The sequence below is a fragment of the Bradyrhizobium sp. sBnM-33 genome, from assembly GCF_032917945.1.
In the GTDB taxonomy this organism is placed as follows: Bacteria; Pseudomonadota; Alphaproteobacteria; order Rhizobiales; family Xanthobacteraceae; genus Bradyrhizobium.
This window is the reverse complement of record NZ_CP136624.1, coordinates 2,646,565-2,671,712: the sequence shown is the minus strand read 5'-3', so window position 1 is coordinate 2,671,712 and position 25,148 is coordinate 2,646,565. Positions and strand designations below refer to the sequence as shown.

General features: G+C 59.7%; 23 protein-coding genes and 2 pseudogenes. 1 reads left to right on the top strand and 24 read right to left on the bottom strand.

Annotated features, from left to right (window positions below):
- Nucleotides 1-87: 87 nt before the first annotated feature.
- Both RX328_RS12275 and RX328_RS12270 read right to left on the bottom strand, forming a co-directional pair.
- Complete coding sequence (locus RX328_RS12275) at nt 88-870, bottom strand: SDR family NAD(P)-dependent oxidoreductase (protein ID WP_213254593.1); 783 nt, start codon at nt 868-870, stop codon at nt 88-90.
- 266 nt (nt 871-1,136) lie between these two features.
- Nucleotides 1,137-2,192 carry an LLM class flavin-dependent oxidoreductase gene (locus RX328_RS12270; protein WP_057853310.1) on the bottom strand — a complete coding sequence of 352 codons (1,056 nt, stop codon included), beginning with the start codon at nt 2,190-2,192 and terminating at the stop codon, nt 1,137-1,139.
- 163 nt (nt 2,193-2,355) lie between these two features.
- On the opposite strand from RX328_RS12270, the pseudogene RX328_RS12265 reads away from it, so the two are divergent.
- Nucleotides 2,356-2,469: pseudogene (locus tag RX328_RS12265) on the top strand (peptide ABC transporter ATP-binding protein); the annotation flags it as partial.
- A gap of 179 nt (nt 2,470-2,648) precedes the next feature.
- Here RX328_RS12265 and RX328_RS12260 read toward each other — a convergent pair.
- The 22 genes and pseudogenes from RX328_RS12260 to RX328_RS12160 all read right to left on the bottom strand — a co-directional run bounded on the left by RX328_RS12260 (nt 2,649) and on the right by RX328_RS12160 (nt 25,135).
- On the bottom strand, nt 2,649-4,274 hold the full coding sequence (locus RX328_RS12260; protein WP_213254594.1) for an ABC transporter substrate-binding protein: 1,626 nt from the start codon (nt 4,272-4,274) through the stop codon (nt 2,649-2,651).
- 201 nt (nt 4,275-4,475) lie between these two features.
- Nucleotides 4,476-5,048 carry a GntR family transcriptional regulator gene (locus RX328_RS12255; RefSeq protein WP_317258715.1) on the bottom strand — a complete coding sequence of 191 codons (573 nt, stop codon included), beginning with the start codon at nt 5,046-5,048 and terminating at the stop codon, nt 4,476-4,478.
- Nucleotides 5,049-5,066: 18 nt separating this feature from the next.
- Nucleotides 5,067-5,120 (bottom strand): annotated as a pseudogene (locus RX328_RS43500) (hypothetical protein); the annotation flags it as partial.
- Between the two features lie 289 nt (nt 5,121-5,409).
- A protein-coding gene (locus RX328_RS12250) for an IS5 family transposase (RefSeq protein WP_410734046.1) occupies nt 5,410-6,167 on the bottom strand; the annotation gives its coding sequence in 2 pieces (ribosomal slippage) (nt 5,410-5,895 and nt 5,898-6,167; 756 coding nt in all).
- Between the two features lie 651 nt (nt 6,168-6,818).
- A complete protein-coding gene (locus RX328_RS12245; protein WP_213254596.1) occupies nt 6,819-7,751 on the bottom strand; it encodes a 3-keto-5-aminohexanoate cleavage protein in 933 nt (310 codons plus the stop codon).
- Nucleotides 7,752-7,924: 173 nt separating this feature from the next.
- Nucleotides 7,925-8,803, bottom strand: coding sequence for an SMP-30/gluconolactonase/LRE family protein (locus tag RX328_RS12240; protein WP_213254597.1), 879 nt, complete (start codon nt 8,801-8,803; stop codon nt 7,925-7,927).
- 22 nt (nt 8,804-8,825) lie between these two features.
- The gene (locus RX328_RS12235) at nt 8,826-9,614 is read right to left on the bottom strand and encodes an SDR family oxidoreductase (protein ID WP_057846021.1); all 789 of its coding nucleotides are present in this window, start codon (nt 9,612-9,614) and stop codon (nt 8,826-8,828) included.
- Nucleotides 9,611-10,255, bottom strand: coding sequence for a GntR family transcriptional regulator (locus RX328_RS12230; RefSeq protein WP_213254641.1), 645 nt, complete (start codon nt 10,253-10,255; stop codon nt 9,611-9,613). The genes RX328_RS12235 and RX328_RS12230 overlap by 4 nt, the downstream gene beginning before the upstream one ends.
- 298 nt (nt 10,256-10,553) lie before the next feature.
- Complete coding sequence (locus RX328_RS12225; RefSeq protein WP_213254598.1) at nt 10,554-11,468, bottom strand: DUF1028 domain-containing protein; 915 nt, start codon at nt 11,466-11,468, stop codon at nt 10,554-10,556.
- Between the two features lie 2 nt (nt 11,469-11,470).
- Complete coding sequence (locus RX328_RS12220) at nt 11,471-12,166, bottom strand: alpha/beta fold hydrolase (RefSeq protein WP_245310903.1); 696 nt, start codon at nt 12,164-12,166, stop codon at nt 11,471-11,473.
- A gap of 321 nt (nt 12,167-12,487) precedes the next feature.
- Nucleotides 12,488-12,997, bottom strand: coding sequence for a YybH family protein (locus RX328_RS12215; protein ID WP_065730066.1), 510 nt, complete (start codon nt 12,995-12,997; stop codon nt 12,488-12,490).
- Between the two features lie 584 nt (nt 12,998-13,581).
- Nucleotides 13,582-16,044: a 5-amino-6-(D-ribitylamino)uracil--L-tyrosine 4-hydroxyphenyl transferase CofH gene (gene cofH, locus RX328_RS12210; protein WP_213254599.1), complete on the bottom strand. Its 2,463-nt coding sequence runs from the start codon at nt 16,042-16,044 to the stop codon at nt 13,582-13,584.
- Between the two features lie 12 nt (nt 16,045-16,056).
- Nucleotides 16,057-16,821, bottom strand: a complete 765-nt coding sequence (gene cofC / locus RX328_RS12205) for a 2-phospho-L-lactate guanylyltransferase (protein WP_213254600.1) — start codon at nt 16,819-16,821, stop codon at nt 16,057-16,059.
- Nucleotides 16,818-17,825 (bottom strand): 2-phospho-L-lactate transferase, encoded by a 1,008-nt coding sequence (gene cofD / locus RX328_RS12200; RefSeq protein WP_213254601.1) that lies wholly within the window; start codon nt 17,823-17,825, stop codon nt 16,818-16,820. Before cofD ends, cofC begins: the two co-directional genes overlap by 4 nt.
- Nucleotides 17,822-18,586 (bottom strand): coenzyme F420-0:L-glutamate ligase, encoded by a 765-nt coding sequence (gene cofE, locus RX328_RS12195; RefSeq protein WP_213254602.1) that lies wholly within the window; start codon nt 18,584-18,586, stop codon nt 17,822-17,824. The genes cofD and cofE overlap by 4 nt, the downstream gene beginning before the upstream one ends.
- 250 nt (nt 18,587-18,836) lie before the next feature.
- Complete coding sequence (locus tag RX328_RS12190; protein ID WP_213254603.1) at nt 18,837-19,346, bottom strand: Lrp/AsnC family transcriptional regulator; 510 nt, start codon at nt 19,344-19,346, stop codon at nt 18,837-18,839.
- Between the two features lie 24 nt (nt 19,347-19,370).
- Nucleotides 19,371-20,033, bottom strand: coding sequence for an NADPH-dependent F420 reductase (npdG, locus tag RX328_RS12185; RefSeq protein WP_057846014.1), 663 nt, complete (start codon nt 20,031-20,033; stop codon nt 19,371-19,373).
- A 198-nt stretch (nt 20,034-20,231) separates the two neighbouring features.
- A complete protein-coding gene (locus tag RX328_RS12180) occupies nt 20,232-20,465 on the bottom strand; it encodes a MoaD/ThiS family protein (RefSeq protein WP_057853297.1) in 234 nt (77 codons plus the stop codon).
- Nucleotides 20,462-22,735 carry a xanthine dehydrogenase family protein molybdopterin-binding subunit gene (locus RX328_RS12175; RefSeq protein WP_213254604.1) on the bottom strand — a complete coding sequence of 758 codons (2,274 nt, stop codon included), beginning with the start codon at nt 22,733-22,735 and terminating at the stop codon, nt 20,462-20,464. The genes RX328_RS12180 and RX328_RS12175 overlap by 4 nt, the downstream gene beginning before the upstream one ends.
- The gene (locus RX328_RS12170; RefSeq protein ID WP_057846011.1) at nt 22,732-23,226 is read right to left on the bottom strand and encodes a (2Fe-2S)-binding protein; all 495 of its coding nucleotides are present in this window, start codon (nt 23,224-23,226) and stop codon (nt 22,732-22,734) included. Before RX328_RS12170 ends, RX328_RS12175 begins: the two co-directional genes overlap by 4 nt.
- Nucleotides 23,223-24,098: an FAD binding domain-containing protein gene (locus tag RX328_RS12165; RefSeq protein ID WP_213254605.1), complete on the bottom strand. Its 876-nt coding sequence runs from the start codon at nt 24,096-24,098 to the stop codon at nt 23,223-23,225. The genes RX328_RS12170 and RX328_RS12165 overlap by 4 nt, the downstream gene beginning before the upstream one ends.
- Nucleotides 24,095-25,135: an LLM class flavin-dependent oxidoreductase gene (locus tag RX328_RS12160; RefSeq protein ID WP_213254610.1), complete on the bottom strand. Its 1,041-nt coding sequence runs from the start codon at nt 25,133-25,135 to the stop codon at nt 24,095-24,097. The genes RX328_RS12165 and RX328_RS12160 overlap by 4 nt, the downstream gene beginning before the upstream one ends.
- Nucleotides 25,136-25,148 lie beyond the last annotated feature (13 nt).

Sequence of the window (25,148 nt, the reverse complement as noted above, 5' to 3'; positions counted from 1 at the left end):
GAGGTAACGTCCCTTTTGACGTATGCTGCAGCTGGTAGAGGCGAGGCCTTTTGCAAGGGAAAGCATCGGTCTTTCTCCTGCGTACAATTAGCCGATCGTTGTGAGATTGAGTTTCAGCGTGCGCGGCAGCGATCGGCCACCGTCCATGATGATTGATTGTCCCGTCACCGCAGAAAACTCTGGAGTACAGAGAAGGACTGACATTCGGGCAACCTCCTGTTCCGTCACGAGCCTTGCCAAGGGCGTTTCCGCGATCACGGAGCTCTTGTAGTCGACCATCGTGTCGGTGCGTTCGCTGGCGATCTGGCCGGGCACAATTGCATTTACGGTGACGAGTGGCGCAAATTCGAGCGCGAGGCATTCCGTCAAATGGATGAGAGCCTGTTTGGCAAGGCCATATACCGAATGCGACCGCGCGTAAGCCGAGGTTGCGCTCACATTGATGATCCGTCCCCAACCGGTTCGCTCCATGCCTGCGATCGCGCTTTGAGCGAGCTGGTACGGCGCCCTTACGTTGATCGCCATCACCGTCTCCCACTGCGAGATGGACAACGACCGAAACGGCGCATCCGCATAGGGACCTGCATTGTTGACTAGGATGTTGACGTCTCCGAGACGCTCCGCGATGCGCGAAACGAGTGCATACGGCGCCTCGGGATCGCTGAGGTGACCCAGAAAGACCGCTGCCTTTCCACCGATTGCAGCGATGCGAGCGCAAACGCTTTCGCCGTCACTTAATGCACGCCGGCAGTGCACTGCGACACGCGCCCCTCGCCTAGCGAGTTCGATGGCGATTGCAGCGCCCGCGCCGGACGAAGAACCTGTGACAAGGGCGACCTTGCCCTCAAGATCTTTTTCGCCCGCACTCATGGATCGATCCTCGTAGACCAGATGAACTTCAGCTTCGACTCGTCCAGATATTTATTGTGTATTAGTTCGATCAGATCCTTGGCGGATGTGGCCAGCTCCGCCTCCTAGGCGGCGCGATCGGCTACTTCGATCCGTTCTACTGTCGCGCTTGCCTTTTTTATTGAACAAGCTCATCATCTTGGATCTCCCGCCCGTGGCTGCACTACACTCTCAATGAAATACGCGTGCCCCGTCGAGCGGATTCCAACAAAACGAGTCCGTGAGACCTAAGCCGTCCCATTGTCGGACTCTTTCGCAAAAGCCGTCTCGACAGCGGGCCAGACTTGCGTTCCGAAGCGCATAATAACGTCCTCATAGGTGGTGCCAGGAGCCGGAACAGGAAAAATGTTGAAGCCCGTGATGCCGGCGCGGCGAAGGTCAACCATGTGTTGGGTTATTTCCTGCACAGTCCCGCAGAGAGTGAGAGCGTCGACATGCATGTCGGTGACGAGAGGAAAAAGAGGCGCGAACGGGGCCACCCCGGCAGCATAGGCAACGGGACCAATGGTTTCGACGACATTCTTCGGCAGAGTCAATCCTTGTGCTTCCAGCGTGTAGAACCTCGAATTGGCTTGCGCGATGATCCGTGTCACCGAAGGCCGCAATATATCCCGCGCTTGCTTACCGTCGTTAGTGATACAACAATCGAGTCGCGCGACAAGCTTGACCTCGTTCGGAGAACGGCCGGCCTTCCGCGCACCTTCGGCGACCGTCGATGCGAAGGCCTTTGCTTCCTCGACGGAGCCACAGCCCTCCATCATCACGCCGTCGGCGATTGCACCGCCCATTTTCTGGCCCAGCGGTCCGTTGCTAGCGACACGAACAGGAACACGCGATCGCAGCGGCGCGAAATTCAACCGGCCGCGGTGACACTGAATGATCTCGCCCTGATAGTCGACCTCCTGCCCAGCCATGAGCTGACGGATCAGATCAACGGCTTCGCGAATAGCGAGCGGGGGCTTGCGCGATTGGATCCCGAGCTCCGCAAAGCCGGAGACGCCGGCGCCGATGCCGAGGATGGCGCGCCCTTCCGAAACTTCATCGAGGGTGCCCAAAGCCATGGCGGTTAGAGCTGGATGGCGCGCGAATGGATCGGTGACGCAGGGACCGAGATTGACGCGCGCAGTTTGCCCCGCCAGAAGCGAGAGACACGAGTAGGTTTCCCGGAAAAAGCGCTCATCAGCGAGCCAGACGGTCTCGAATCCGCTCTCTTCGGCAAGCCTGGTGCGAGCCGCAAGGCCAGCCACGGGTTGGTCGCCAAGCATCAACAGTTCTATGGACATCAACTTCTCCGATTATTGTCTTCGGCGGCGCGGGGCAGCTGATCCGGCCGATAGGTGATGGTGGTCTTCAACTTTCGGCAAAGGCATTACGACGTTAGAACATCTCGTCTGAAGGTCACGCCGATTTGAAGAAGACCTTTGAACTTAAGGACCAAGAACGGGGCTGCGCCGCTTGCATGGTGAGCAGGCGGCCGTGCGCGCAGTGGACGGTGGCTCGTTCTCGATCGGCGAGGGTGAGACGCTGGGCCTTGTCGGCGAAACTGGCTGCGGCAACTCCATGCCGCACGATGACTGATACGCGTTGGAGGCCACGGGAGGTTGGGATTGCCGGGCAAGAGCTCGATCAGGGAAAAACAGATCACCCTGACGCCGAACAAGGTCGGCGCCAGCAGAGTTACTCTACGAGGCATGGAAGCTAAGCACGACATGACTTATTCAGCTCATCCGGGCTACGCTTCAAGCCAGCTTCATTTTGTTGAAGCGCTCAAAGGAATCCCAATATTTCGCAACGCCCGCGAGCTCGGAACGCGTCACTCTGGCCCAATTGTCGTACCAAAGCAGACCCCAGGCCGCATCATCCAAAAGGATCTTCTGCGCCTCCTTGACCCCGGCCATACGCTTGCCAGGATCAGCCTCGCGCATATTGTCGTCGATGATCTTATCGAGGACCTGATTGGCGTAGGCTCCCTTGTTGGTCGCCGTCGCCTTACTATGGAAGTTCCAATAGAGGTGATAAACTGGATCGTTGATCCAGGATTGCCAGGATTCAATCGACAGCTCGTGCCCGCCGCTCGATGACAGCTGGCGGAAGGTTGCGTCGGTCTCCTTCTCGATGCTGACTTGAAAGCCGATTTTCTCCAGCTCGCGCTGGATCCAAATCGCTGCCTGCTCGTGGGGCGCATAGCCCACACGAACCGCAAGCTTTACTGGAATTGGTCCTGAGCCGTGCCCGGCTTCGGCCATCAATGACTTGGCCTTGCCGACATCATATTTATACGGCGAGAGTGAACCGTCATAGCCGGGGGTCTGAGCTGCGATCGGGCTTTTCATCTGCTCGCCATAGCCGTAAAGGACATTTGGGATGATCGCGTGGATCGGCATCGCGTAGTTGATCGCTTGACGAACCTTCACGTTGTCGAACGGCTTCTTTTTCAGATTCATGCATAGGAAATTGCAGTTGGTGTCGGGCAGAGACACCACAGTGAGGCCCGGCGCGCCCTCGAGATTCTTGAGATTCTTGGGCGACATCGAGTTAGGCCCGACCACCATATCGATGGCCTTGCGCTTGAGCAGCAGAATCCGGTCTGCCTCATTGGATGCATATTTGATGACGATGCGCCTGAAATACGGTGCCGGTCCCCAATAACCGGGGGTCGCTTCCAGGATCACCTCGACGCCCGGATTGTTGCTCACGGGTTTGTAGGGCCCAAGCCCGGCCGTGTTGCGCTTGAGCCATTGAGCGGCCCAGGGGTCGTCGGCAGTCGCGTGTAGCTTGATCTCGTCGGGATCAAGAAGTGCGTTGTTGGACAGGGCGAGCACATCGAGCAACATAGCGCTTGGTGCCGGCAGGTTGATGGCAAAGGTGCTGTCGTCGCGAACCTCGAACTGATCTGCTTGCGTCACCCCGATCATGGTCGGAAAGATGAGCCGCATATAGCCGGGTGATTGCAGTCCGCGGTCAAAGAGATATTTCACCGCCTGGGCATTGACCGGCCGGCCGCTCGGAAACTTCAGGCCTTGTCGGATCTTTACGACAAGGGTCTTGTCGCCATTCTCAAATTTCCAGCTTTCGCCGATGCCACCGATGAAAACACCGGGTTTGGAAATCGACAGGTTAGGCGATCCGGTGACTGGCTCCGCCCCCCAACCCAGCACCGTGTCGTAGATGTTTGCCTGAACGATGTAGGCGCCATCGGACTTGAACTGCGATGGATCAAAGGAATCGATATCCGCGCCCCAGGCGACGGTGAGGGTCGGAACATCCTGCGCATGTGCAGGTCCGGTAAAAAGGTCCGGCGTGAACATCGCACTTCCGCTCGCCGCCAGCTTGAGGAAGTTGCGGCGCGACTGATTTCCAAACATTCAAGTCCCCTGCCTAGATTGTCGATTTGAGTGAACAAGCTCGAAGTAGATGGTTTGGCTGGATAAGCCTCAGGCAGCCTCTTGCAAAGGAGCAGCTACGAAGTTCGCCTGCCTCGGTACAGACCTACCGAAGGTGACGCCGACAACACCCAGCGATCAGGTCGCGCAGCTCGGGATAAAGTACCAGACGCTGCACGACACTCATGCCGACACATCTCGGCGCCTGCGCTTTGGAGCAGCGACCGATCGCGCCTTTTCCGGTTTGTCGATAACGCGCGACAGGCAGTTGGCCGCCTGCATGATGTCATCGGTCACAGCCGCGCGGGCGGCGGGACCGTCTCGATGCATCAGCGCATCGAGGATGCGGCGGTGCGCGTCCATGGAGCGTCGCAGGTGCGTGGCGTCGGGTGCAACGAGCACGAAGCAAGGACCGATCAGGACCCAGAAATTCTCGACCGCACCAAGGATGATGGGCGCTCGAGCGATCTCATAAATCCGCCGGTGAAAGGCGAAATTCGCCGGTAGATAACCGGGCACATCGAGCGCGTCGGCGGCTGCCTGGAGGCGATCATAGAGCTGCGTGATTTCGGCATCATCAACGCCCGTCATGCGGGAGGCTGCGCGCTCGGCCAGGAGACCCTCAAGCGCCACCCGTGCATCGCGCACATCGCGCAGTTGCGCCCCCGACAGCTGAACCACGCTCAGCCGCGCCGTGTCGCTGAACTTGAATGCGCCTTCAGCCTGTAGGCGGCGCAACGCCTCGCGCACCGGCATCGGGCTCGAGCCCAGCGCCTCAGCAAGACCACGAATTGTCAGCCGCTGGCCCGGCGCGAAGCGGCCGGCCATCACGCCGTCACGCAAATGGCGATAAACCTGATCTGCCATCGAATCCCGGGCAACCGACGGCAGTGGCGGCAGCGGTTTAGTATCCTTCACCTTCGCATTTCCCCCATCTTGATTCTAGATATGTGATCACAAATTGGTGCCACGGTCAAGCTATCCCCCTACCCGCTCCTTTGGAAGGACGGCGCTTGCGACAAGCCTGACGTGTGAGTAACTGAGTTGCTGGAGCACGAATTCGACTCCGAACGGCCGCAGTAGCGAAGGTATGTAGCGGTAAGGCTAGGGCCTGTCCTCAATTGAGCCAGATGATAGCAGCCGCGAGGTGAATTGCGGCGAGGAAATTTCTGGCGGTTTTGTCGTAACGGGTTGCGATGGCGCGGTATTCCTTGAGCTTGCAGAAGAAGTTTTCGATGAGATGGCGCGCCTTGTAGGCGTCTCTGTCGAAGTCGCGTTGGACCTTGCGGTTGCTCTTGGGCGGGATCACGAACGACTTTCCCCGTGCCAGCAACGGCTCGATCACCCGTTTGTCGGCATCGAAGGCCTTGTCAGCCAGCAAGGCCTCGGCCGCCATATCCGGCAGCAGCGCGTCAGCGCCTTCCAGATCATGGGCTTGTCCCGGCGTCAGGATGAAGTCCAGCGGATTGCCCAACGCATCGACAAGCGCATGAATCTTGGTGCTCAGCCCGCCTTTGCTGCGCCCGATCGCCTGGCCTTCGCCGTCTTTTTTTGTGCGCCGGCACTGTGCTGATGCGCTCGCACGATCGTGCTGTCGATCATGGCGTACTCATTGTCCGCATCGTTCGCCAGCATCTCAAACAGCATCTTCCACACGCCACTCTTGGCCCAGCGCGAGAAGCGCGTATGGATCTTGATCGGATCGCCAAAGCGTTCGGGCAAGTCCCGCCAAGGGATGCCGGCCCGATAACGGTAGATCACCGCCTCTACAAATAACCGATTGTCCTTGGCTGTTGCCCCGACATGCCCTTCACGGCCGGGCAAAATATCCTTGATCCTGTCCCATTGATCGTCCCGAAGGGCGTAGCGGCGCATCTGTCAGCTCCGAATCAGCTGACCGCCTATGAATCACGCGATAATCTGCTTGGGAATCCTCAATTGAGGACAGGCCCTAAATCGAGATAGCGATTGTCGCGCTTTGAGGGGAGGACCTCGATTCGTTGCTATTGTCCTTGCCTGCTATTTGCGGCGAGCTCTTCGCGTAGCTCTTTCGCCGTGGAATGATATGCGCCTGGACTTTTCAATCCAGGCGCAGCTTGTCTTTCAGCCAATCGAAAATAAATTGCCGCCCAATGCTCGGATTGTCGAGCTGCCGGTGTGATGAACTTATCTCCTCGCCCTTGATAATCCTCAGCTCCATCGGCACGCCGGCTGCGCGGCAGTTCTCATGTAAGGCATGACCTCCTCCAGCCCAACATAATCGTGTTCTCCCACTACGACCAAAGCACGGACACTTGATTTGGCGCGCAAGCTTATAGGACGAGGATAATCTTATATCTGAACCGAAGAAGCTGGCGGTGACAACCTCTGTTCGAGATCATCCCAAAATCCACCGTCGCAAAATGGCCGTCGCCAATCTCGTTTCCGTTGCTGCCACGCGCGTGGCAAGGGCGCCTCCAAGACCGTCGCCTAACTCGATTGATCGCCGGCCTCATTCGTCTGCGGACCGCGGAGCAGGCCGCACGATCAGAAGCCGACATCACCGGTCCCTTTCAGCTTCAGCATGACGCGCGCCTCGTCCGGCGTTGCCAGCTCCAATCCGAGTCCTGCGAGGATCGAGCGGGCTAGTCTCACCTGCTCCGCGCTGGAGCTGGCGAGCTTCCCGGGGCCTGCCCAAAGGCTGTCCTCGAGGCCCACACGGATATTGCCGCCCATCGCAGCCGCCATGGCGCCTACGCGCATCTGCGCGGCGCCAGCGCCGAGCACCGACCAGACATAGTCGTTACCGAACAGCCGCTCGGCAGTGCGGCGCATCGTGGCGACGTCCTCGTAATGCGCGCCGATCCCGCCGAGCAGGCCGAAGACGGATTGGATGAAGAATGGCGGCCGGACCAGACCGCGGTCAACAAAGTGCTTGAGGTTGTAGAGATGGCCAACATCGTAGCACTCGAATTCAAATCGCGTGTCGCCGGGCGCACATAGTGAGAGGACCTCCTCGATCTCGGCGAAGGTGTTGCGGAAAACGAGGTTGCGCGAAGACTCCAGGTGCTGGCGCTCCCATTGATGGGTGAAATCGCAATAGCGCTCGAGCATCGGAAACAGGCCGAAGTTGAAGGAGCCCATGTTGAGCGAGGCGAGTTCGGGCCGAAAATGACGGGCAGGCTCCACGCGTTCGGCAACCGTCATGAACGGGCTGCCGCCGGTGGTGATGTTGATCACGGCTCGGGAACGGCGGCTCAGCTCCGGCAAAATCCTCTGAAATCCTTCGACCGATTGGTCCGGCTGACCCGTCTTAGGGTTACGCGCGTGCACATGCAGGATCGCAGCACCAGCTTCCGCGGCACGTACCCCCTCTTCAATAATCTGGTCCGGCGTCACGGGAAGATGCGCTGACATTGAGGGCGTGTGGATCGCGCCAGTCAGCGCGCAAGTGAGGAGGACCTTGCCGGTCTTGGCCATCGAAAATCTCCAGAGTGAATCGGTGATAGTAAGGGGCGGGCTAGGTGTTCCGGCTTTGCAAGTCTCTCGCCCGGAACTGGCAGGAAGCCGCCGGGATTAGGAGTGCCACCCGCGGTGGCGGGGACAGCATGGAGCGCCCTTGCCTGCCGCTTGATGAAGCTGTCTTGGCCGGCTCAGCTCCCGAAGCGCGGCTCCGGGATGCCCTTGATGCCGAGCCCCGTGATTGCAAATAGCGCGCCGCGCTGCTGTCCGTCGTCGGGAAAGCGCGGCAAGGGCGGCTTCGCCATGGACGTCACGTACAGAATGTCCAGATTGGGACCACCGAACATCACGCTCGTGACCTTGCGCACCGGCATCTCGATAATGCGGTCAAGGCTGCCGTCCGGCGCGTAGCGCACGAGCTTTCCATCGTAGACCAGCGCCTGCCATAGGAAGCCTTCTCCATCGACGGTGGCGCCGTCCGCGGCACCGCCATTCGAACGATCCACTGGCGCGAAACGACGCCGCTTCGTCGCAGCACCGGTCTCGATGTCATAGTCGTAGGCCCAGATCTCTCCCGTCCAGGTGTCGGCGAAATAGAAGGTCCGGTCGTCCGGGCTCCAGCACGGGCCATTGGAGACGATGATCTTCTCATCCAAGACGTGCAGCGAAAGATCGGGATCGAGCCGATAGAGACGGCCGGAGGCCTCGGCCTCCAGCGTATCCATGGAGCCAAACAGAAAACGTCCTCGGCGATCGACTTTACCGTCATTCAGCCGATTGCGCGGCAAATGTGTCTCGGGTGTTGCGATCAGCGTCAGCGCGCCGCTCTCCAGATCGAGATCATGCACTCCCGATTGGAGCGCAACGAGCGCATGCGTACCGTCGCGCCGCAGCGCCATCGAGCCGATCTTCGCCCCGACGTCCCAGGCGCGAAGCTCGCGTCCATCTGCTGTCGTGCGAAAAACGCGACCATCAATGCTGTCTATCCAGTACAGACGCTGCTGCTCGACGTCCCAAAGCGGGCCTTCGCCAAGCGTCGTCTTCAGATCCGCCACGATCTCGATCTGCAAATTCGTCCCCCGTTCTTACGGTTCATAGATATTCCACGTTCCCGTCGATGCTGATCGCCTGGCCGGTCACATTGCGTCCACCTGGCGAGCAGAGGAATAGGGCCATGGCGGCAACGTCCTCGGCCGTCACCATGCGACGCAATGAGATCTTCTTGAGGTATTCCTGGCGCATCGTGTCGTAGCTGGTATGGAGCTGCTCGGCGCGCGCGCGGATCACGCCTTCCATTCGCGGGCCCTCGACGATGCCGGGCAAGAGCGCGTTGACGCGGATGTCCTCGGGACCGAGTTCAGCGGCAAGCGATTTGACGAGCCCGACAATGGCCCATTTCGTTGCGGCGTACGGGGTACGCCATGCATAGCCGAGCCGGCCGGCAACGGAGGCCATGCAGATGATCTGCCCATAGCGCGATTGGCGAAGCATCGGCACCGCGGGACAGGCGAAGCGGTACTGCGCGTTGAGGTTGATGTCGATTGTTTGCTGCCAGTCGAACTCAGCAATAGCGTCGATTCCGCCGGTCGGTCCGGCAATGCCCGCATTGTTGATGAGTACGTCGAGACCGCTCCAACGCGCAGCTTGCGCGCGAAAGACGGTGGCGACCGCCTCGCGATCCGACACGTCGGCCTTTGTGGCAAGCACCTTTGGATGCCGTTCGCGGAAGGCTGCAAGCGCATCCTTGTTGACGTCGCAGATATGCACATGCGCACCTGCCTCAACGAAGGCTCCGGCAAGTGCGGCGCCAATACCGGATGCGCCTGCCGAGATCAGGACACGCAGCTCCGGGTAAGGCACAAGACGCTGCAACACACTCATTCCGGTATATCTCCCCGCCTGCGTCTTGGAGCAGCAACGGAGCGCTCCTTAGCCGCTTTGTCGAGAACGCGAGACAGGCAATTGGCCGCCTGCATGATGTCGTCGGTCACGGCCGCGCGGGCGGCGGGGGCGTCGCGATCCAGCAGCGCATCGAGGATCTGGCGGTGCGCCTCCATGGAGCGCTGCAGGTGGGCAGCGTCGGGCGCAACGAGCACAAAACAGGGACCAATGAGCAGCCAGAAATTCTCGACGGCGCCGAGAATCATCGGGGCCTGCGCGATCTGATAGATCCGCCGGTGAAAGGCAAAATTCGCCCAGAGATAAGCGGTCACATCGACTGCGTCAGCGGCTGCCTGAAGCCGACCGTAGAGCTGCCTGACCTCGTCATCATCGACCCACGTCATGCGCGCGGCTGCGTGCTCCGCCAGCAACCCCTCGAGCGCCACGCGCGCATCGCGCACATCCCGCAGCTGCGCCTCGGACAGCTGACCAACGCTCAGCCGCGCCGTACCGCTGAATTCGAAGGCACCTTCGGCTTGCAGGCGGCGGAGCGCCTCGCGCACCGGCATTGGGCTCGAGCCCAGCGCCTCGGCAAGATCGCGGATTGTCAGCCTCTGGCCCGGCGCAAAGCGGCCCGCCATCAGGCCATCTCTCAGATGTCGGTAAACCTGATCCGTCATCGAGCCTCGGGCAACGGATGGCGATGGCGGCAAGGCAATGATGTTGCTCTTTTCCAAAGTCCCCCCTTATATGAGATATGTGATCACATTACGAAAATTCCGTCAACAGTGGCTCGATGGGCGAATCGATATTCCGAACTGCGCGTTGTGGCAGCGGGCGAAGCGTTGTCGATCGTCTCGGCTTGAGTGCGGCCCATCCAGACCGACGAGGGCCTGCAGCAGCAAACAGCCGCGGACCGAGGCAAGGAGGTTGGACTTTTCACGCACCGAGCAGTTCGTTCGATGACAGCTGAAGGATTCCGACCGCGTGCAGGCCCTCCACGAAGGCCCGGTACTGCGGTCGCGCCGCGACCGTGGCGGCAACGAGTTTCTTTCCCGAGCAAATCTCGCCGGCGCGGATCAGCAGCACACCCTTCCAGAAGGTTGGCTCGAGGTCAGCGCCGATCAGTGCCTGAGCGTCCGTGAGCGTACGCAGTGCTTCCGCAAGCTGCGGACCTGTCGCTGCCGCTTCGCGCGAGAGCAGCCCAGGTGTGAAGACAGAGGCGCCGAAGATCGCGTGTGCTTGACACAGCTTGGCGAGCCTGCGCAATTCGACGAGCGGGGCCGGATGCTCGTCAACTCGTACATCGATGACCCGGTTGCTCCAAGGCGCTGGACCGGTATCGGCAGAAACCACAAGGAGCGCGGCCGACATTCGGCCACGGGCGTCACCTCCGGCGGCCTCACCTGCATCCATGGCCGCGAGCATACGCTCGACGAGTGAGCCGGCAGTGTTCTCATATGCTGCCAGCATGGCAGGAACGACGTCGTCGCTGGCGAGCATGTTGCCCAGCACCACAACGTTATTGGTCTCTAGCTGAGCCCGGTACGGAACGCAGCGATCGCCAGTGAACATGGCTGTCCCGCCGGCGGCATCGAGGAACGCGAACTGGCGAAGTTCTCGCTCGGCGTCCTTTGCGAGCAGACTCGTTAGCGCCGACTCCGCCGACGCGCCTGAGGCCATAAGATCTAGCCCATTCGGCCCGTAAGCCGGATCGACGAAAGACTGGGTCGCAACTGCACCAACGCCGGCTCGCGCAAACGTCACAACGCGCCCAAGAGCAAAATAATGCGACTGGCTGGCCACACCCAGCTCGCCGGTGATTGCGTCTCTGGCGACAATCGAATACGTCATCTTCAGGACTCCACACGTTTGAGATGCGCCTTGATCGCGGCGATCAAAGCCGGCGGATCTTCCAGCATCGGCAAATGACCGATGCCGGGCAGGAGAACGTGTGGGGCATGCAGCATGGCTGCCATTTCCGCGCCGGCCGCGGGAGGGCAGGTAAGGTCGAACTCGCCGGTCACAATCGTCACAGGACAGCTGACACTAGCCACCAGGGCCCGAATATCGGCCGCGCAGGCGGCACGCCACACGCGACGGATGTCATCCTTGCTGTTGGGATTGCGCAATGCCATGGCCTTGGCCACCACCTCGGCGGATGCGTTTGGAGCGAGGGCGTATTTCGGCAGGACTAACTCAAACATCTCGGTGACGGTGTGATGCTCGAGGGTGGATAGCACCGCCGCATTGTCGGGATCTCGCGAGTAGAGCTGGCTGCCCACCGCAACAACCGAGATTACCCGTTTGGGCTCGGCGGCTGCGAGATAGACTGAGATTGCTCCACCAAGCGAGCCGCCGATGGCGTGGAAGCGATCGACGCCCGCCCGGTCGACCGCGTCGATGCAGTCTTTCGCCCACCTCGCAATGTCGTATTGCTCGGCCGGCGGCGAGTCACCGAATCCACGCATGTCAGGGACGATCGCGAACCGGTCGGCGAACGCCGGTACGATCTCCGCCCACGCCGAGCCCCTCAGATTGATCGGATGCACGAACAAGATTGGCAGCCTACTCGTATCCATCCCGTCATAGTAAGAGACGGCAATCGTACCGACTGGTCGCTTGATAGTGAGCCGTCTCATGAATGCTCCACGGGCACGACGTCCTGAAAGGCGGAAAGGACACTCAAGTGCGGGGCGCTCTTTGATTCCAACGAATGCTCGGCCATCGCAGTCCATCCGCTTTTCTGGGGTAGATGGGACAGGAACTTCCGCTGCAAAATCTGTTCTGAATTTCCTTGCAGCACCGGCGGGACCAACCCGTCCCGCCGGAGTGTGATGTCCTGCCGGCCCCCGACAGGCTGGTCGCTTGGGTTATGGCTTTTGGTCGTCCGTGACCGAGAAGCTCTTGCCAAAACTGGGCGGTAGATAGCCCACACCGCGGGTGGCATAGCTATCGCCGAACGGCTGCCGGATCTTATCTTTTGGCGCCATCTCCGAGCAGTGAAAGTGCCAGATCTTCCACTCCGGCTTTCCCTCTCCGTCGTTGCGCACGTAGATCTCGGTGCTGCGCAGGTACTGTTCCGGCTTCTCGAGGGTCTCGAAGTTGCCTTCGCAAAGCAGGTAAGCCATGTCGCCGCGGACATCCAGACGCCAGATGTGCATGACCGCAGGCTTCGAGCGCGGCGTGTCCTTGAACCACTCCCAGAAGGCGGTAAGTTCTTCGCGACCGAAGTACGGATCGCCGCTCAGGTTGAAATTCAAGAATGCGGCGCCACTCGGGAAGCAGGTTCGCATCAAGGGGATGTCCCACTTGTAATTGGCGGCCCACCAGTCGCGGTGTACTTTCAAAATGGCTGCTCGGTCCTCATCTACAGTCGGCATGGATGCTCCTGGGTGGTGTGATCGTGAAATAGGCCGCCGAGGATCCCCCTCAGATTGGCGACCTCATCGGCCTCTGGTCCAAGGACCAGGGCAGATTCTCGTACTTGCTTGGATGATTCCGAAGCCTTGGCCGTCTTCAGACTTTCTGGACAGCAGTTCTGAGCGGACTAGCTGAGCGCGCGCGGCGCGAAACGCGAAATGGCGAGACCTTAAGCGAGACGATGATGCTGTTTTTTGTGATCGCAGGATGTCGATCAGGCCAACGATGCACCGGGACACCTCGCGAGGCACCGCCACCAACTCAACGACGATGGATGCATTGATCCTATGGCCATCGCGACACAGCGCATCGAGCGCCCGCACCAAACTTGAACTGCGTGCTACTGCGAGCATCTGCGCACAGGGGTGGCCGATCGGAACGTGGGCGACCAATAGCCAGCCGAAAGCGTGCGCTGGCGCGATAATTCGGCTCACTCCCGGCTCCTCCAAATCTTAGATATGTGATCACAAATCGAAATAGGCGTCAAGCGCTGGGAGAGGCATTCCGGGCGTTGCCCAAGGGGCGCGCGAACGCCCCCGCTCCGCTAGGTCATGTCAAAAGCGGTGGCACGGGGCTCTGGCACGTCTGCCCTATCGCGGCGGTCGTCTAGTCCAGTAACAATCGGCTTTAGCGCTGGCGGGTTCTGCGACGCTAGATAGCGATCATGCGTAACATCGCCATAGACCGTCGTACGTTGGCACGGCAGGCGTGCCATTTCGCGTATAAGATCTTCCATTTGCTTCGGAGCCATCTCGTGGCCGTGCTGGGCACCGGCTGAGCGCGAGATCGTTTCATCCATCAGCGTGCCGCCGAGATCGTTCACGCCAGCTTCAAGGCAGGCACGAATGCCTTTTTGCCCGAGCTTCACCCACGACGTCTGAATGTTGGAGATCCTCGAGTGGAATACGAGCCGTCCGATCGCGTGCATGAGAACGACTTCGCGAAACGTCGGCCCTTTACGCGAGCGCCCCTTCAAATAGATCGGGGCTTCCATATGGACGAACGGCAGTGGGACGAATTCGGTGAAGCCGCCGGTCTCGGCCTGAAGATCCCGGATGCGCAAGAGATGCTTTGCCCAATGCTCGTAACGATCAACATGGCCGAACATGATGGTTGCGGTGCTGCGCAATCCCGCTCTATGGGCCGCTCCCATGATCTGCAGCCACTGCGCCGTGTTGATCTTGTCGGGACACAGAATGGCGCGGACTTCGTCGTCGAGGATTTCCGCGGCCGTCCCGGGCAATGTGCCAAGCCCGGCTTTCTTCAACTCCCGCAGAAACTCATCGACCGAAATTCCGAGCGTCCTGGCGCCTTGGAACACCTCGAGCGGGGAGAAAGCATGTATATGCATCTCAGGCGTGAACTGCTTTACGGTCCGGCAGATCTCAAGATACTTCGCGCCGGTGTAGGAGGGATGAATGCCGCCCTGCATGCAAACCTCGGTCGCGCCGCGCTCCCAGGCTTCGCGGGCGCGCCGCCCGATCTCATCCATCGCGATATCGTAAGGCCGCCCGCGCAAATTCTCGGCGAGCTTTCCTTTCGAGAACGCGCAGAACTGGCACCTGAAGTAACAGATGTTGGTGTAGTTGATGTTCCGGTTGACGACATAGCTGACGGTGTCGCCATTGACGGAGCGGCGCAGCTCATCTGCGGCGCGGCATACGGCTATGAAATCGCGCTCCTCGGCCTCGAACAGCGACACGATCTCTGCTTCTTCGAGCCGTATCCCAGATTGAGCCTTTGCGACAATTCTACCTACGCTGCCGCTCAAGAGCGCGGGCAAGTTGGCCTCTTCACGCAGCATCACAAGGTCATCGGCAGGCGGATCGCCCCTCGTTCCAGGGCACCATTCGTCCGAACGCGGCCACCCTCTTCCGTCGATAAGACCTAGCAGGCTTTTCTGCAGCGATGTGTCGGTCCAGCGTGCATACTGACGCGCATAGGCTGGATAAACCGCGAGACGTTCGACGAGCTTCTTGCCGCATTCGGCGGTGGCCTCGGCAAGTCGCGCGAGATGCGGCCAAGGCGCCTCGGGATTGACATGGTCCGGCGTGACCGGGGACACGCCGCCCCAGTCATTGATGCCAGCGGCCAAGATCATGTCCAGTACGCCAGGGCTGAGATTGGGCGGCGCCTGGATGTTCATATCGGGCCGGAACAGCAAGCGCGCCAATGCAAGGGTCCACAGATGCTCTTCCAGTGTCGGCGCCGGCGCATGTCTCATCCGCGTATTCGGCTTCGGCTTGAAGTTCTGGATAATGATTTCCTGAATGTGTCCGTGGCGTTCGTCCAGATTGCGCAATGCTAGCAGCGACGAGATGCGCTCAAGCGGCGTCTCGCCGATACCGACCAGCAGTCCGGTCGTGAAGGGGACAGAGAGCTGGCCAGCGAGGTCAATCGTCTGCAGCCGCCTTGCTGGATCCTTGTCAGGTGAACCGAAATGCGATCCCCCGGGCTCGCACAGCCGTGCGGAGGCGCTCTCGAGCATAATCCCTTGCGAGATGGAGACCTTGCGCAAGTTTGCGATATCATCGGCCTCCATCAAGCCTGGATTGAGATGCGGCAATAGGCCTGTCTCGCAGAAAACCGCGCGCGCGGCTTCTTGGAGGTAAGCGAGGGTCGATGTAAAGCCCATTTCGTGCAGCTCACGCTGGGCTTGGCCGTAGCGCAGCTCAGGCTTATCACCCAGCGTAAATAGCGCCTCTTTGCATCCGGCCTCACGACCGGCACGCGCGATCGCGAGCACCTCACCGATAGTGAGGTAGGCGCGCTGCCCTCTTTGGGGGGCATGGGCAAATGTGCAGTAGTGGCAGACATCCCGGCATAGCTGCGTAAGCGGAATGAAGACCTTTCGCGAGTAGGAGATCTTTCTGCCGTGGGCCTCATCCCGCCTCGATGCCGCCATCGCCATGAGATCGGAAAGAGATACGTCGCTGACCAGAGATAGGACCTCGGAAGCGGAAATTTCGCTTCGCCTTAGCGTGTCCAGAAGCATCCGATCCACCATTTTCAGAACTCCTCACGCTCCGCGAATTACAACGGAGCTTCCCTCATTTGCGCAACCAACGTCGAACTCATTTCCGGCGCCCGCATCAACGATCGGGCGGCTGTGTCCAGCACCTCCGCCACGTCGCCGTTCCCTCAGATTGATGGAACGTAAATAGCGGTCCGTCGCGGTCAACGTGCTCAGGTCAAGAAAATCAAAGAGATCGGCGGGACTGTCGAGATCAAGCCCAATTCTTGCATTGCGGCACACGATGGGGTCGATGCCGAGGCGATCGGCTGCGGCGATGTGGCGGGCAAAGCTGTCGGGGCCGAAACACGGCTGCAATGGCCGCGCCAAGGTGAACGCAACGGCGTTCGTGCCGCCATCGCGTGGCGCCGGCACGATCACTACACGGTTGCGCTCCGCGGCCTGAAGCAGCGTTGAAATATCTTCGCTCATGATCGCGGGCACATCGCTCGGCAGAGCGACGACAAGCCGGCCTCCCCTCTTTTCGACCCCTGCGAGACCTGCCGCGATTGCCTCGTTCGTTCCGTTCGCGCCGCCGTCATCAATGACAACAGCACCTAAGCGAGCTGCTTCTCGCGCGACATCGTCTGCACTGGTGACAACAGCGACTTTCTTCGACGTCGGCGCGCTGCATGCTGCCTCAAGAACATCGGTCAGCATGGTACGCGCCAATGTGGCGCGCTCGGATGCGGTCAAAAATGATGAGAGCCGCTGCTTTGCGCGCAAGAACATCTTAGCCGGGACAATTACCCATGCATCAGGGCTGGTCACGATACACCTCCGCTCAAGGGTCCTTTTTCCTGTCCCTTGCGCTTTGTTCGAAGGCTATTGCCGAACATAAGCGCGTGCTCCGCGAGGGCGATTTTTGATTGCAATTCAGTCATCAATGTTGGTGCCAGATGCACGTCGATGCCCAGGTCGGCAGCCCCTTCGGCATCCGTCGTGTCTATGATCAAGCCATCGATCAGCCCGGCGTAATGTCTTGCAATCTCTCGGTTTGTGGCCTCAAGGCCGAGCTCGTCTATGATCTTTCGTGTCGGCCCTTTGATGGCTTGGCCCCCTATGATCGGGGAAATGGCGATGACAGGAACACGGGCCGCTCGCAATTTTTCCGTCGTTCCTGGAACAGCCAGCATCGGATCGATGCTCAGATAGGGGTTGGACGGACATAGGACGATGAGGCGGAGATCATCAGCGTCAAGAGCCTGAAGCACCTCTTGTGTGAGGCAGGCACTTTCCGCCCCACTGAATCGGATCTGCTTGACCGCCGGCTCGCAGCGCCGCCCAACAAAATAGCGTTGGAATTCGAGTTCACCTTCCGTACTTACAACGATGGTGGAAAGCTTGTCGTTGGTAATGGGCAGCACGTTTGAACGAATGCCGAAGCGGCGTGCAATATCGATCGCAATGGCTGTGAGAGTTTCACCGCTTAGCCGCCGGCGGGTTCGCTCCACATGCATGGCCATGTCGCGATCGCCAAGGGAGAACCAGGTCTGCCCGCCGATTTCCTTCAAAGCCTCCATGAAGTTCCAGGTCTCATCGGATCGACCCCAACCACGTTGCTGGTCGCTCAAACCACCGAGCGTATAAAGCACTGTATCCAGATCCGGGGAGATATGTAGCCCGAGATGCTCGAAATCATCCGCGACATTTACGACAACGGTCAGACGTTCTCCGAGGAGGTGCTGCAAGCCGAGAGCAAGTTTTGCTCCTCCGACTCCCCCGCAGAGGGCCACCACACGGCCCTCATCAGACAGATGAGAAGGTCCCTTCATCTGAAAAGATCCTGCTCCTTCGGACGGACAAGAATCGAGGCAGGCTTTGCCGGCGCCTGACATGACAGTCCGCGGACGTGGACGATCGGTTGTCCCTCGGCTGCCTGTCCCATCACCAACGACGCGGCCGCTGCCAGTTCATCAGCCACGGCGATCTCCGTCACCTGCATGGGCCGTCCGAACAAATCGGGCTCCCCAATCATATTCTGAAGCGCAGGCAGCCCTGCACATCCGATTGCCACCCCAACAACACCGTTGCGCCAAGGGCGACCGAAGCTGTCGTTCATGACCACTGCGACATTAACGCCGAAACGTTGATCGAGCCCGGACTTCAAGCGCTCGCAACTGTCATCCGGATCTTTTGGCAGCAGCAGCACGCGATGACTGTGACCTTGATCGATATTGGATTGATCGATCCCGGCATTCGCCATCACGAACCCAAGGCGGTGAGCAACGATGATCACGTTCTGCCTGGAGCGGATGACCTCGCTTGACTCCGAGAGCACCACCTCGATGTGCCGCGGGTCCTTTCCAACCGTTTTTGCGAGTTCCAATGCCCGTGCGGAAGGGCTCACGTCATCGAGATCAACGTACCTATTTTCCGCCTTCGAGACGATTTTTTGTGCAACCACGAAAATGTCACCCGAGGCGACCTCGATGCCAGCGCTAGTAACGCCATCCGCAATGATAGACACCAGATCGTCGTCCGGCCTCACCATAGGGATCCCACGAAGGGCGGTATAAGTGATGCTCCTAGTCATCGTGAGGCCTTTCTCCCTTCGCGGCTGCCCACTTCCCGATTATTAATTCTCGCACATGTGCATCTCGCCTTTAAAATGGTGTCCGCCGACGTGCCCCAGTCACTGCGAATCCGCTATATTCCATCTTCTTCTCCGTGGGCAGCTTGTAAGTGCTCAACTGCCAGATACGCTCTCTCGATGCGATCGTCCTGAAGGAGTGCCGATGAACCTCTTCGCGCTTGCCTCATACACAGCCGCTAACCCAAGTTGGTCACTTGCCTCTACGCTGCGTCCCAGTCGGTCTAATCATTATGAGCGCAGCAGGAGAGATGGATCGCTTCACTATGGTGCGCATTGCAAAGCTGGATTGCAGTCTCGCGACGCCTGGCAACCGCGATAGGTGCTGCTTATGGATACGTTCGTAGTCCTCCATGCCACATGCCAGCACTTGAACCTGATAGTCGTCCGCACCGGACATAAGGTGGCACGAGATTACGTCGGGGCACTTGTGGATTTCAGTCTCAAAGCGTGCGAGTGCATCCTCGTTTTGGCGATCAAGTGTGATGTGAACGATCACTGTCAGTGGGAAGCCAAGCGCATTGACATCGATGTTTGCCGCGTAACCCTTGATGATGCCGGCTTTCTCCATTTGCAGTACGCGCCTCGCACAGGCGGTCGCTGACAGTCCGACCCGTTCGGAGAGAGCCAAGTGGCTTATTCGGGCATCTTGAATGAGTTCGCGCAGAATTTTACGGTCGAGAGAATCGAGGGCTGAGAGCATCGAGAGCCCCTATCGTTGTTCCATTCACGTCAAGCCGGAGATCGAGATGCCGGCGCCTTTCACTTTGTATTTGCGGTTGATCGCGATCAGGACGGAGGTTAGAGCCTCGGCCGCGGTCGAATTCGCGAGGACACCGCCATCGACGCCACGATTGCTCACAGCGTCCGCGAGCGTGATCACTTGGTTGCGGGCATCGGCGTCATCGCTGAACACCAGGACATCGCAGTCTGCCTTGCCGCCAGCATGAAGCTTCTGCGAGCCGACATTGTGGAAGGCGCCGACCACGCGCGAGCTTGGATCAAGCAGCGACTGCGCTATCAGGGCTGCTGAACCAGCACTCGGGAGATGAACGACGGATACCTTTGGCGGCACGAGGGGCACTACCGCGGTGACGACAATCTTGCTCTTGGCAGGATCTTTGATCTCGCCCAGGCTTGCCTCATAGTTGGAGAAAGGAACCGCAACGACGACGATGTCGCTCTTCGCAGCTGCGGCAGCGTTGGTGTCGCCGCTGACATTGGCGAACCCTTCCGACTTCAGGAGCGAGACTGCCTCCTGAGCGCGCTCAATTGAGCGGGATCCGAGAATGACGGAGTATCCGGCGCGACTCCAGCTGCGGGCAAGGCCAGACCCGAGATCGCCGGTGCCGCCGACGATTGACAAAATAGGAAGGTTAGCGTTCGACATGTGGATTGCACCTTCTTTGCTTGCGGCATGACTCTTCCGCGAAACTTTGCTTTGCTTGAGTGTGCCGGACGGTATTCACACCAGACCGAACACTCAACAGGTGAGTGGCTGCCGCATCATCACGTGCACAGGCTCTTCAAATCCAGCGCGCCGGCAGGTCAACAGTTTTGAGCCCCTCCCGGACGAAAGGATTTCATGCTAGCCACCCTCAAGATAGGGAAAGAAATTGAGTTCGGCACCGTCTTCGACTTCGGCGGACAACGGCACCACCACGTCACCAATCGACGCCAGCCAGACCTCATGCTCGGCGCTCAAGGAGTCGATCACGTTGAGAACCGTCGTTCCGTCGGGCAGGTCAAGCTGAATGGATCCAATTCCGTCGGGCAAGAGCCGACGGAGGTTTCCATGCATATTGATCTCGACGCGGATCATGAGTGTTGCACCTGCATTGCGGCGGCAATCTTTTCCGCTGTCATAGGCAGCGAATTCGGCCAACAGCCGGTCGCCGCTGCGATCGCATTTCCGATGGCAGCCGGTGGCTCGATACAGGGTGGCTCGCCGACGCCCTTGGCCCCGTAAGGACCGGCAGCGGAGCGGCATTCCACGATGATGCTCTCGATCTCCGGGACATCCATCGCTGTCGGCATCTTGTAATCGGTCAGGTTCGCATTCATGACGCGACCGTCCTGATAAACGATCTCTTCCGACAGCGCCTGGCCGATACCTTGCGCCACTCCGCCCTCGATCTGGCCCTCGATATAGGTCGGATTGATCGCATATCCGACGTCCTGGGCCACGACATAGCGATTGATGGTCACTTTGCCGGTTGCTTGATCGACCGACAGGTCGACGGCATGGGCATGGTAACTCGGTGTATTCCATACGGGTAGCGGATGGTTCTGAACACGCGTTGGATCATAAGCGGGCGCGGGCGAAATGGCCGTGCCATGCGCGATGAGCCCGCCGCCGGCAAGACGCGAGATGCGCGCCAATTCCGCAATCGAAATCGACTTGTTGCCGGCCACCACATGCTTGTCTTGCAGTTTCATATCCTCGATCGGGGCTTCGAGCTGCTCGGCTGCGAGTTCGAACATCTGGCGCCGCAGCTCGGCGGCAGCAGCAAGACAAGCGTTGCCGACCGAGAAAGTGGTGCGGCTCCCTTGAGCGCCGTAGTCAAACGGGGCGGCCTGGGTGTCGACTCCCGTCACGTTGACGTCGGTTAGATCGAGGGACAACTCCTCGGCCAGGATTTGAGCAGCTCCCGTGATGGCGCCGGTGCCAATTTCGACGGCGCCGCTCACAAGCGTCGCACTTCCATCAGGGTTAATCTTGACATAGACGCCGGACGAGCCACCGGTTGTCATCCACCAGCTGCAGGCAATCCCCTTGCCGCGTCCTGGCTCCGGATTGCGATCGTGCCAGCCGATCGCATCGGCTGCCTTGCGCAGGCATTCCTCGATGCTCACAGACCTATGAATCTCGCCGGAAGGACCTGGGTCTCCCTCCTTGACGACGTTCCGCAGGCGCATTTCGAGAGGATCCAATCCGAGATCCTTCGCGATCATGTCGATCTGGCATTCCATCGCGAAATTTGCCATCGGCCCCGCAGGAGCGCGGAACGAGCCCGAATGGACCTTGTTGGTGTAGACAGCGACGCTTTCGAACGCGAGTGCTCCGGTCTTGTAAGGGCCTGCCATGACCTGCAGCGCGATTGCAGCCGTTCCCGGACCTGAGCCTGCATAAGCGCCACAATCCACGATGATCCTGCCGCTTCGAGCGAGAAGATGTCCTTCTTTGTCGACAGCGGTCTTGAGCAGAACGATGGAGGCCTGACGGGGAAGCGCGGCTGTGAGCTCTTCTTCGCTCGTCGACATCACCTTGACCGGGCGCGCGGTCTTGCGCGCCAGGAGAGCTGCGAAGTGCTCAACGCCGATCCTTAGCTTCCCGCCGAAGCCGCCACCAATGCCTGGCACAGTCACCCGCACACGCGCGGCCGGCAGATCAAGGATCTCGGCCAAAGTGGTTTGCGTATCGAAAGGCAATTGCGTGTTACACCAGACGGTCACGATTCCATTCGCATCCCAGTCGGCGGTCGCAACCCGTGGCTCTGTATATCCGGGATGCTGCAACGCGGTTGAGAAACGATGCTCGTAGACCTTATGGGCTTTTGCGAATGCCGCTTCGGCGTCGCCGACGCGAATGCGCGCTTGACCTGCGATATTGCGGTTTCTCGAAATGATCGGGAGCGCCTTGTAAGTTTCCCAATCCGGATGGATCCGGATATCGCTCTTGAGCGCCTCCTCCGGATCAAACAGCGGTGGCAAATCCTCGTATTCGACCTCAATGGCTGCAAGCGCGCGCTCGGCGATCTCGAGAGAGGTGGCAGCAACGGCGGCTATTGCATGTCCAATGAACAGCGCGCGATCAGTTGCGAACACAGTTGTATCGCGCACTGCCGTTCCGTAACGGATCTGTGGAATGTCAGCCGAGGTGATGATTCCCCGTACGCCCGCAATTGCAGCCGCTCGCGACGTATCGATCTTTTTGATCAGCGCGTGCGCTCGCGTACTGCGCAGAACCCTGCCGTAGAGCATGCCGGAGAGCTTGAAATCTGCGGCATAGACGTGCTTTCCGGTAACCTTGCCGACGCCATCCCGTCGGGGTAAGCGGTGACCGGCAACGCGATGGGTATGTGCGCTCATTGCTTGGCTCCCGAGAGTGCGATGCGGTCTGCCGCGGTTGCCACGGCATCAATGATCTTGCGATAGCCGGTACAGCGGCACAGGGTCCCTGCGATCGCTTCCCTGATTTCGTCGCGCGAGGGCCGGCAGCCCGGATTTTCATCAAGGAATGACTTTGCCGTCAGGATCATTCCCGGGATGCAGTAGCCGCACTGAACAGCACCGCATTCGATGAATGCTTCCTGGAGGGGATGCAGATGCTCGGGATCGCCAATCCCCTCGATCGTTGTGATAGAGCATCCCTCGACCTGGCCTGCGAGCAGGATGCATGAATTGATGGCCTTTCCATCGAGCAGCACCGTACAGACGCCGCACTCTGCTTCCAGGCAGTTCTCTTTCGTGCCCATCATGCCGATCTCGTTGCGCAGGACCTGCAGCAGCGTCCAATGGGGCTCAATGAGCACTTGATGGCTCTCGCCATTGACAACGATATTGAGAATTTTCCGGTTCATTGATTTTGTTCCCGAATTCGTTGCAAACACGTCGTCAGCGCGCGCTCGACCATCACGGCGACAAGACCGCGGCGATAACCGGCCGACGCGCGGACATCAGAGATCGGACTGGAAGCCTCTGCCGCGAGCCTGCCCGCCTCCGCAAAGCTTTCGTTCCCGGCAGGTTTGCCGATGAGGTAGCCTTCCGCCTGTTCGGGCCGGAACGCCTTGGGGCTTGCGGCGCCGATGGCCAGGCGCACGCAAGCGCAACGCGAGGTCGAAGCCTCTAGCGTCAAACAAGCAGCAACACAAACGACCGAAATCTCCATCGCACGCCGACGCCCTTCCTTCAGGAAGGCGGTTGCTGATCTGGCTGGAAGCTTGGCAAATCGGATGCTGGTCACGATCTCTACCGGTGAGAGATTGGTTCGTCCCGGGCCGACGATGAAGTCGCGCAAGGCGACAGAGCGCCGTCCCTTCGGACCGGTAATGTCGAGACTCGCATCGAGCGCGAGCAGCGGCGGCACAAAATCGGCGGCTGGCGAAGCATTGACGATATTGCCGCCGATCGTGGCGATGTTTCGGACCTGATGCCCACCGACGACACTGGCAGCTTCCAGCAGCACCCGCAAATTACCCCGAAACGCAGGATGGGTTTCGATGCTGCGATACTTGGTCAGCGCGCCAAGGGTGAATGCGTCAGCGGTCTCAGTGATCTCGCTCATGCCGGGCAGGCAGGCGACATCGATCAGATGCGCGGGATCAATCTTCTTCCGATTGATCTGGATGACCGTATCTGTCCCGCCGGCGACATAGCGCGCGGTCGGCGCAAAACGTTGAGCGAGGTCAACGGCCTCCGTGACTGTCGCCGGCCGATGAAGATCAAAGCTCATGGCTTCATCCCTTCGTTAGCCTGTACAGCAGGCCAGACCTCGGAGCCCATCTTGGCGATCGTGTCCTCGATTGTACCTCCTTCGGCGGCGAAGGGCATGGAGATGATGCCATCGACCCCGGCATGGCGCAGTTCGATCACACGCGCGGTCACTTCCTCGACATTGCCTGCCAGAGTGAAGGCGTTGATGTGGCGGTCGGTCACGTATGGCAGCAGAGGAAGATAGGGCGTCACGCCGGCGGCGTAGTGGGCACCCTGAACGGTGGCAAGTATATCCTCCGGCAATGTGAGCCCCTGCTCTTCAGCTGTTTCAAACTTAAGACGTCCTGCACCGAGCAAGCGTGCAACCGTTGGCCGCAGAGCGTCACGGGCGGCCTGACCATCTGACGCAATACAGGCATTGAGCCGAACGATCAGTTTGACGGATTTGGGATCGCGGCCGGCCTTCCTGGCCCCCTCATCCAGTCTCGCACGGAACGCCTTGACTTCCGCGGCGTTGCCGCCTGCCTCCATGAACGCGGCGTCAGCGCAAGCGCCCGCGGTCCGTTGGCCGAGCGGCCCGTTACTAGCCACATAGATTGGGATATCGGCCCGTATCGGGGCGAAGTTCAGCTTGCCTTCCCTGAACTGAATGACCTCACCCTCATAGGCGACAGTCTCGCCTCGCAGAAGCATGCGAATGACCTCGATCGCTTCGCTTATGGCGCGCGCGGGCTTCTTCCGATCGATGCCAAGCTCAGCAAAGCCCGAAATCCCGGCGCCGATACCCAGAATTGCGCGCTTGTTAGAAATCTCGTCAAGCGTCGCAATCGCCATAGCCGTCAACGCGGGGTGCCTTGCATAGGGGTCCGTTACACAAGGTCCGAGCCTGACCCGCGACGTGTTTTGAGCAAAATAGCTCAGGCAGGAATAGACCTCCCGATAAAATCGTTCATCGGCAAGCCAGACCGTATCGTAGCCGCTCGCTTCGGCGAGCTTGACGCGATCAAGCATCTTGGTCATGGGCGCGTTGCCGAGAATTAGCAGATCGAGGGTCATCTTATTGTCCTGT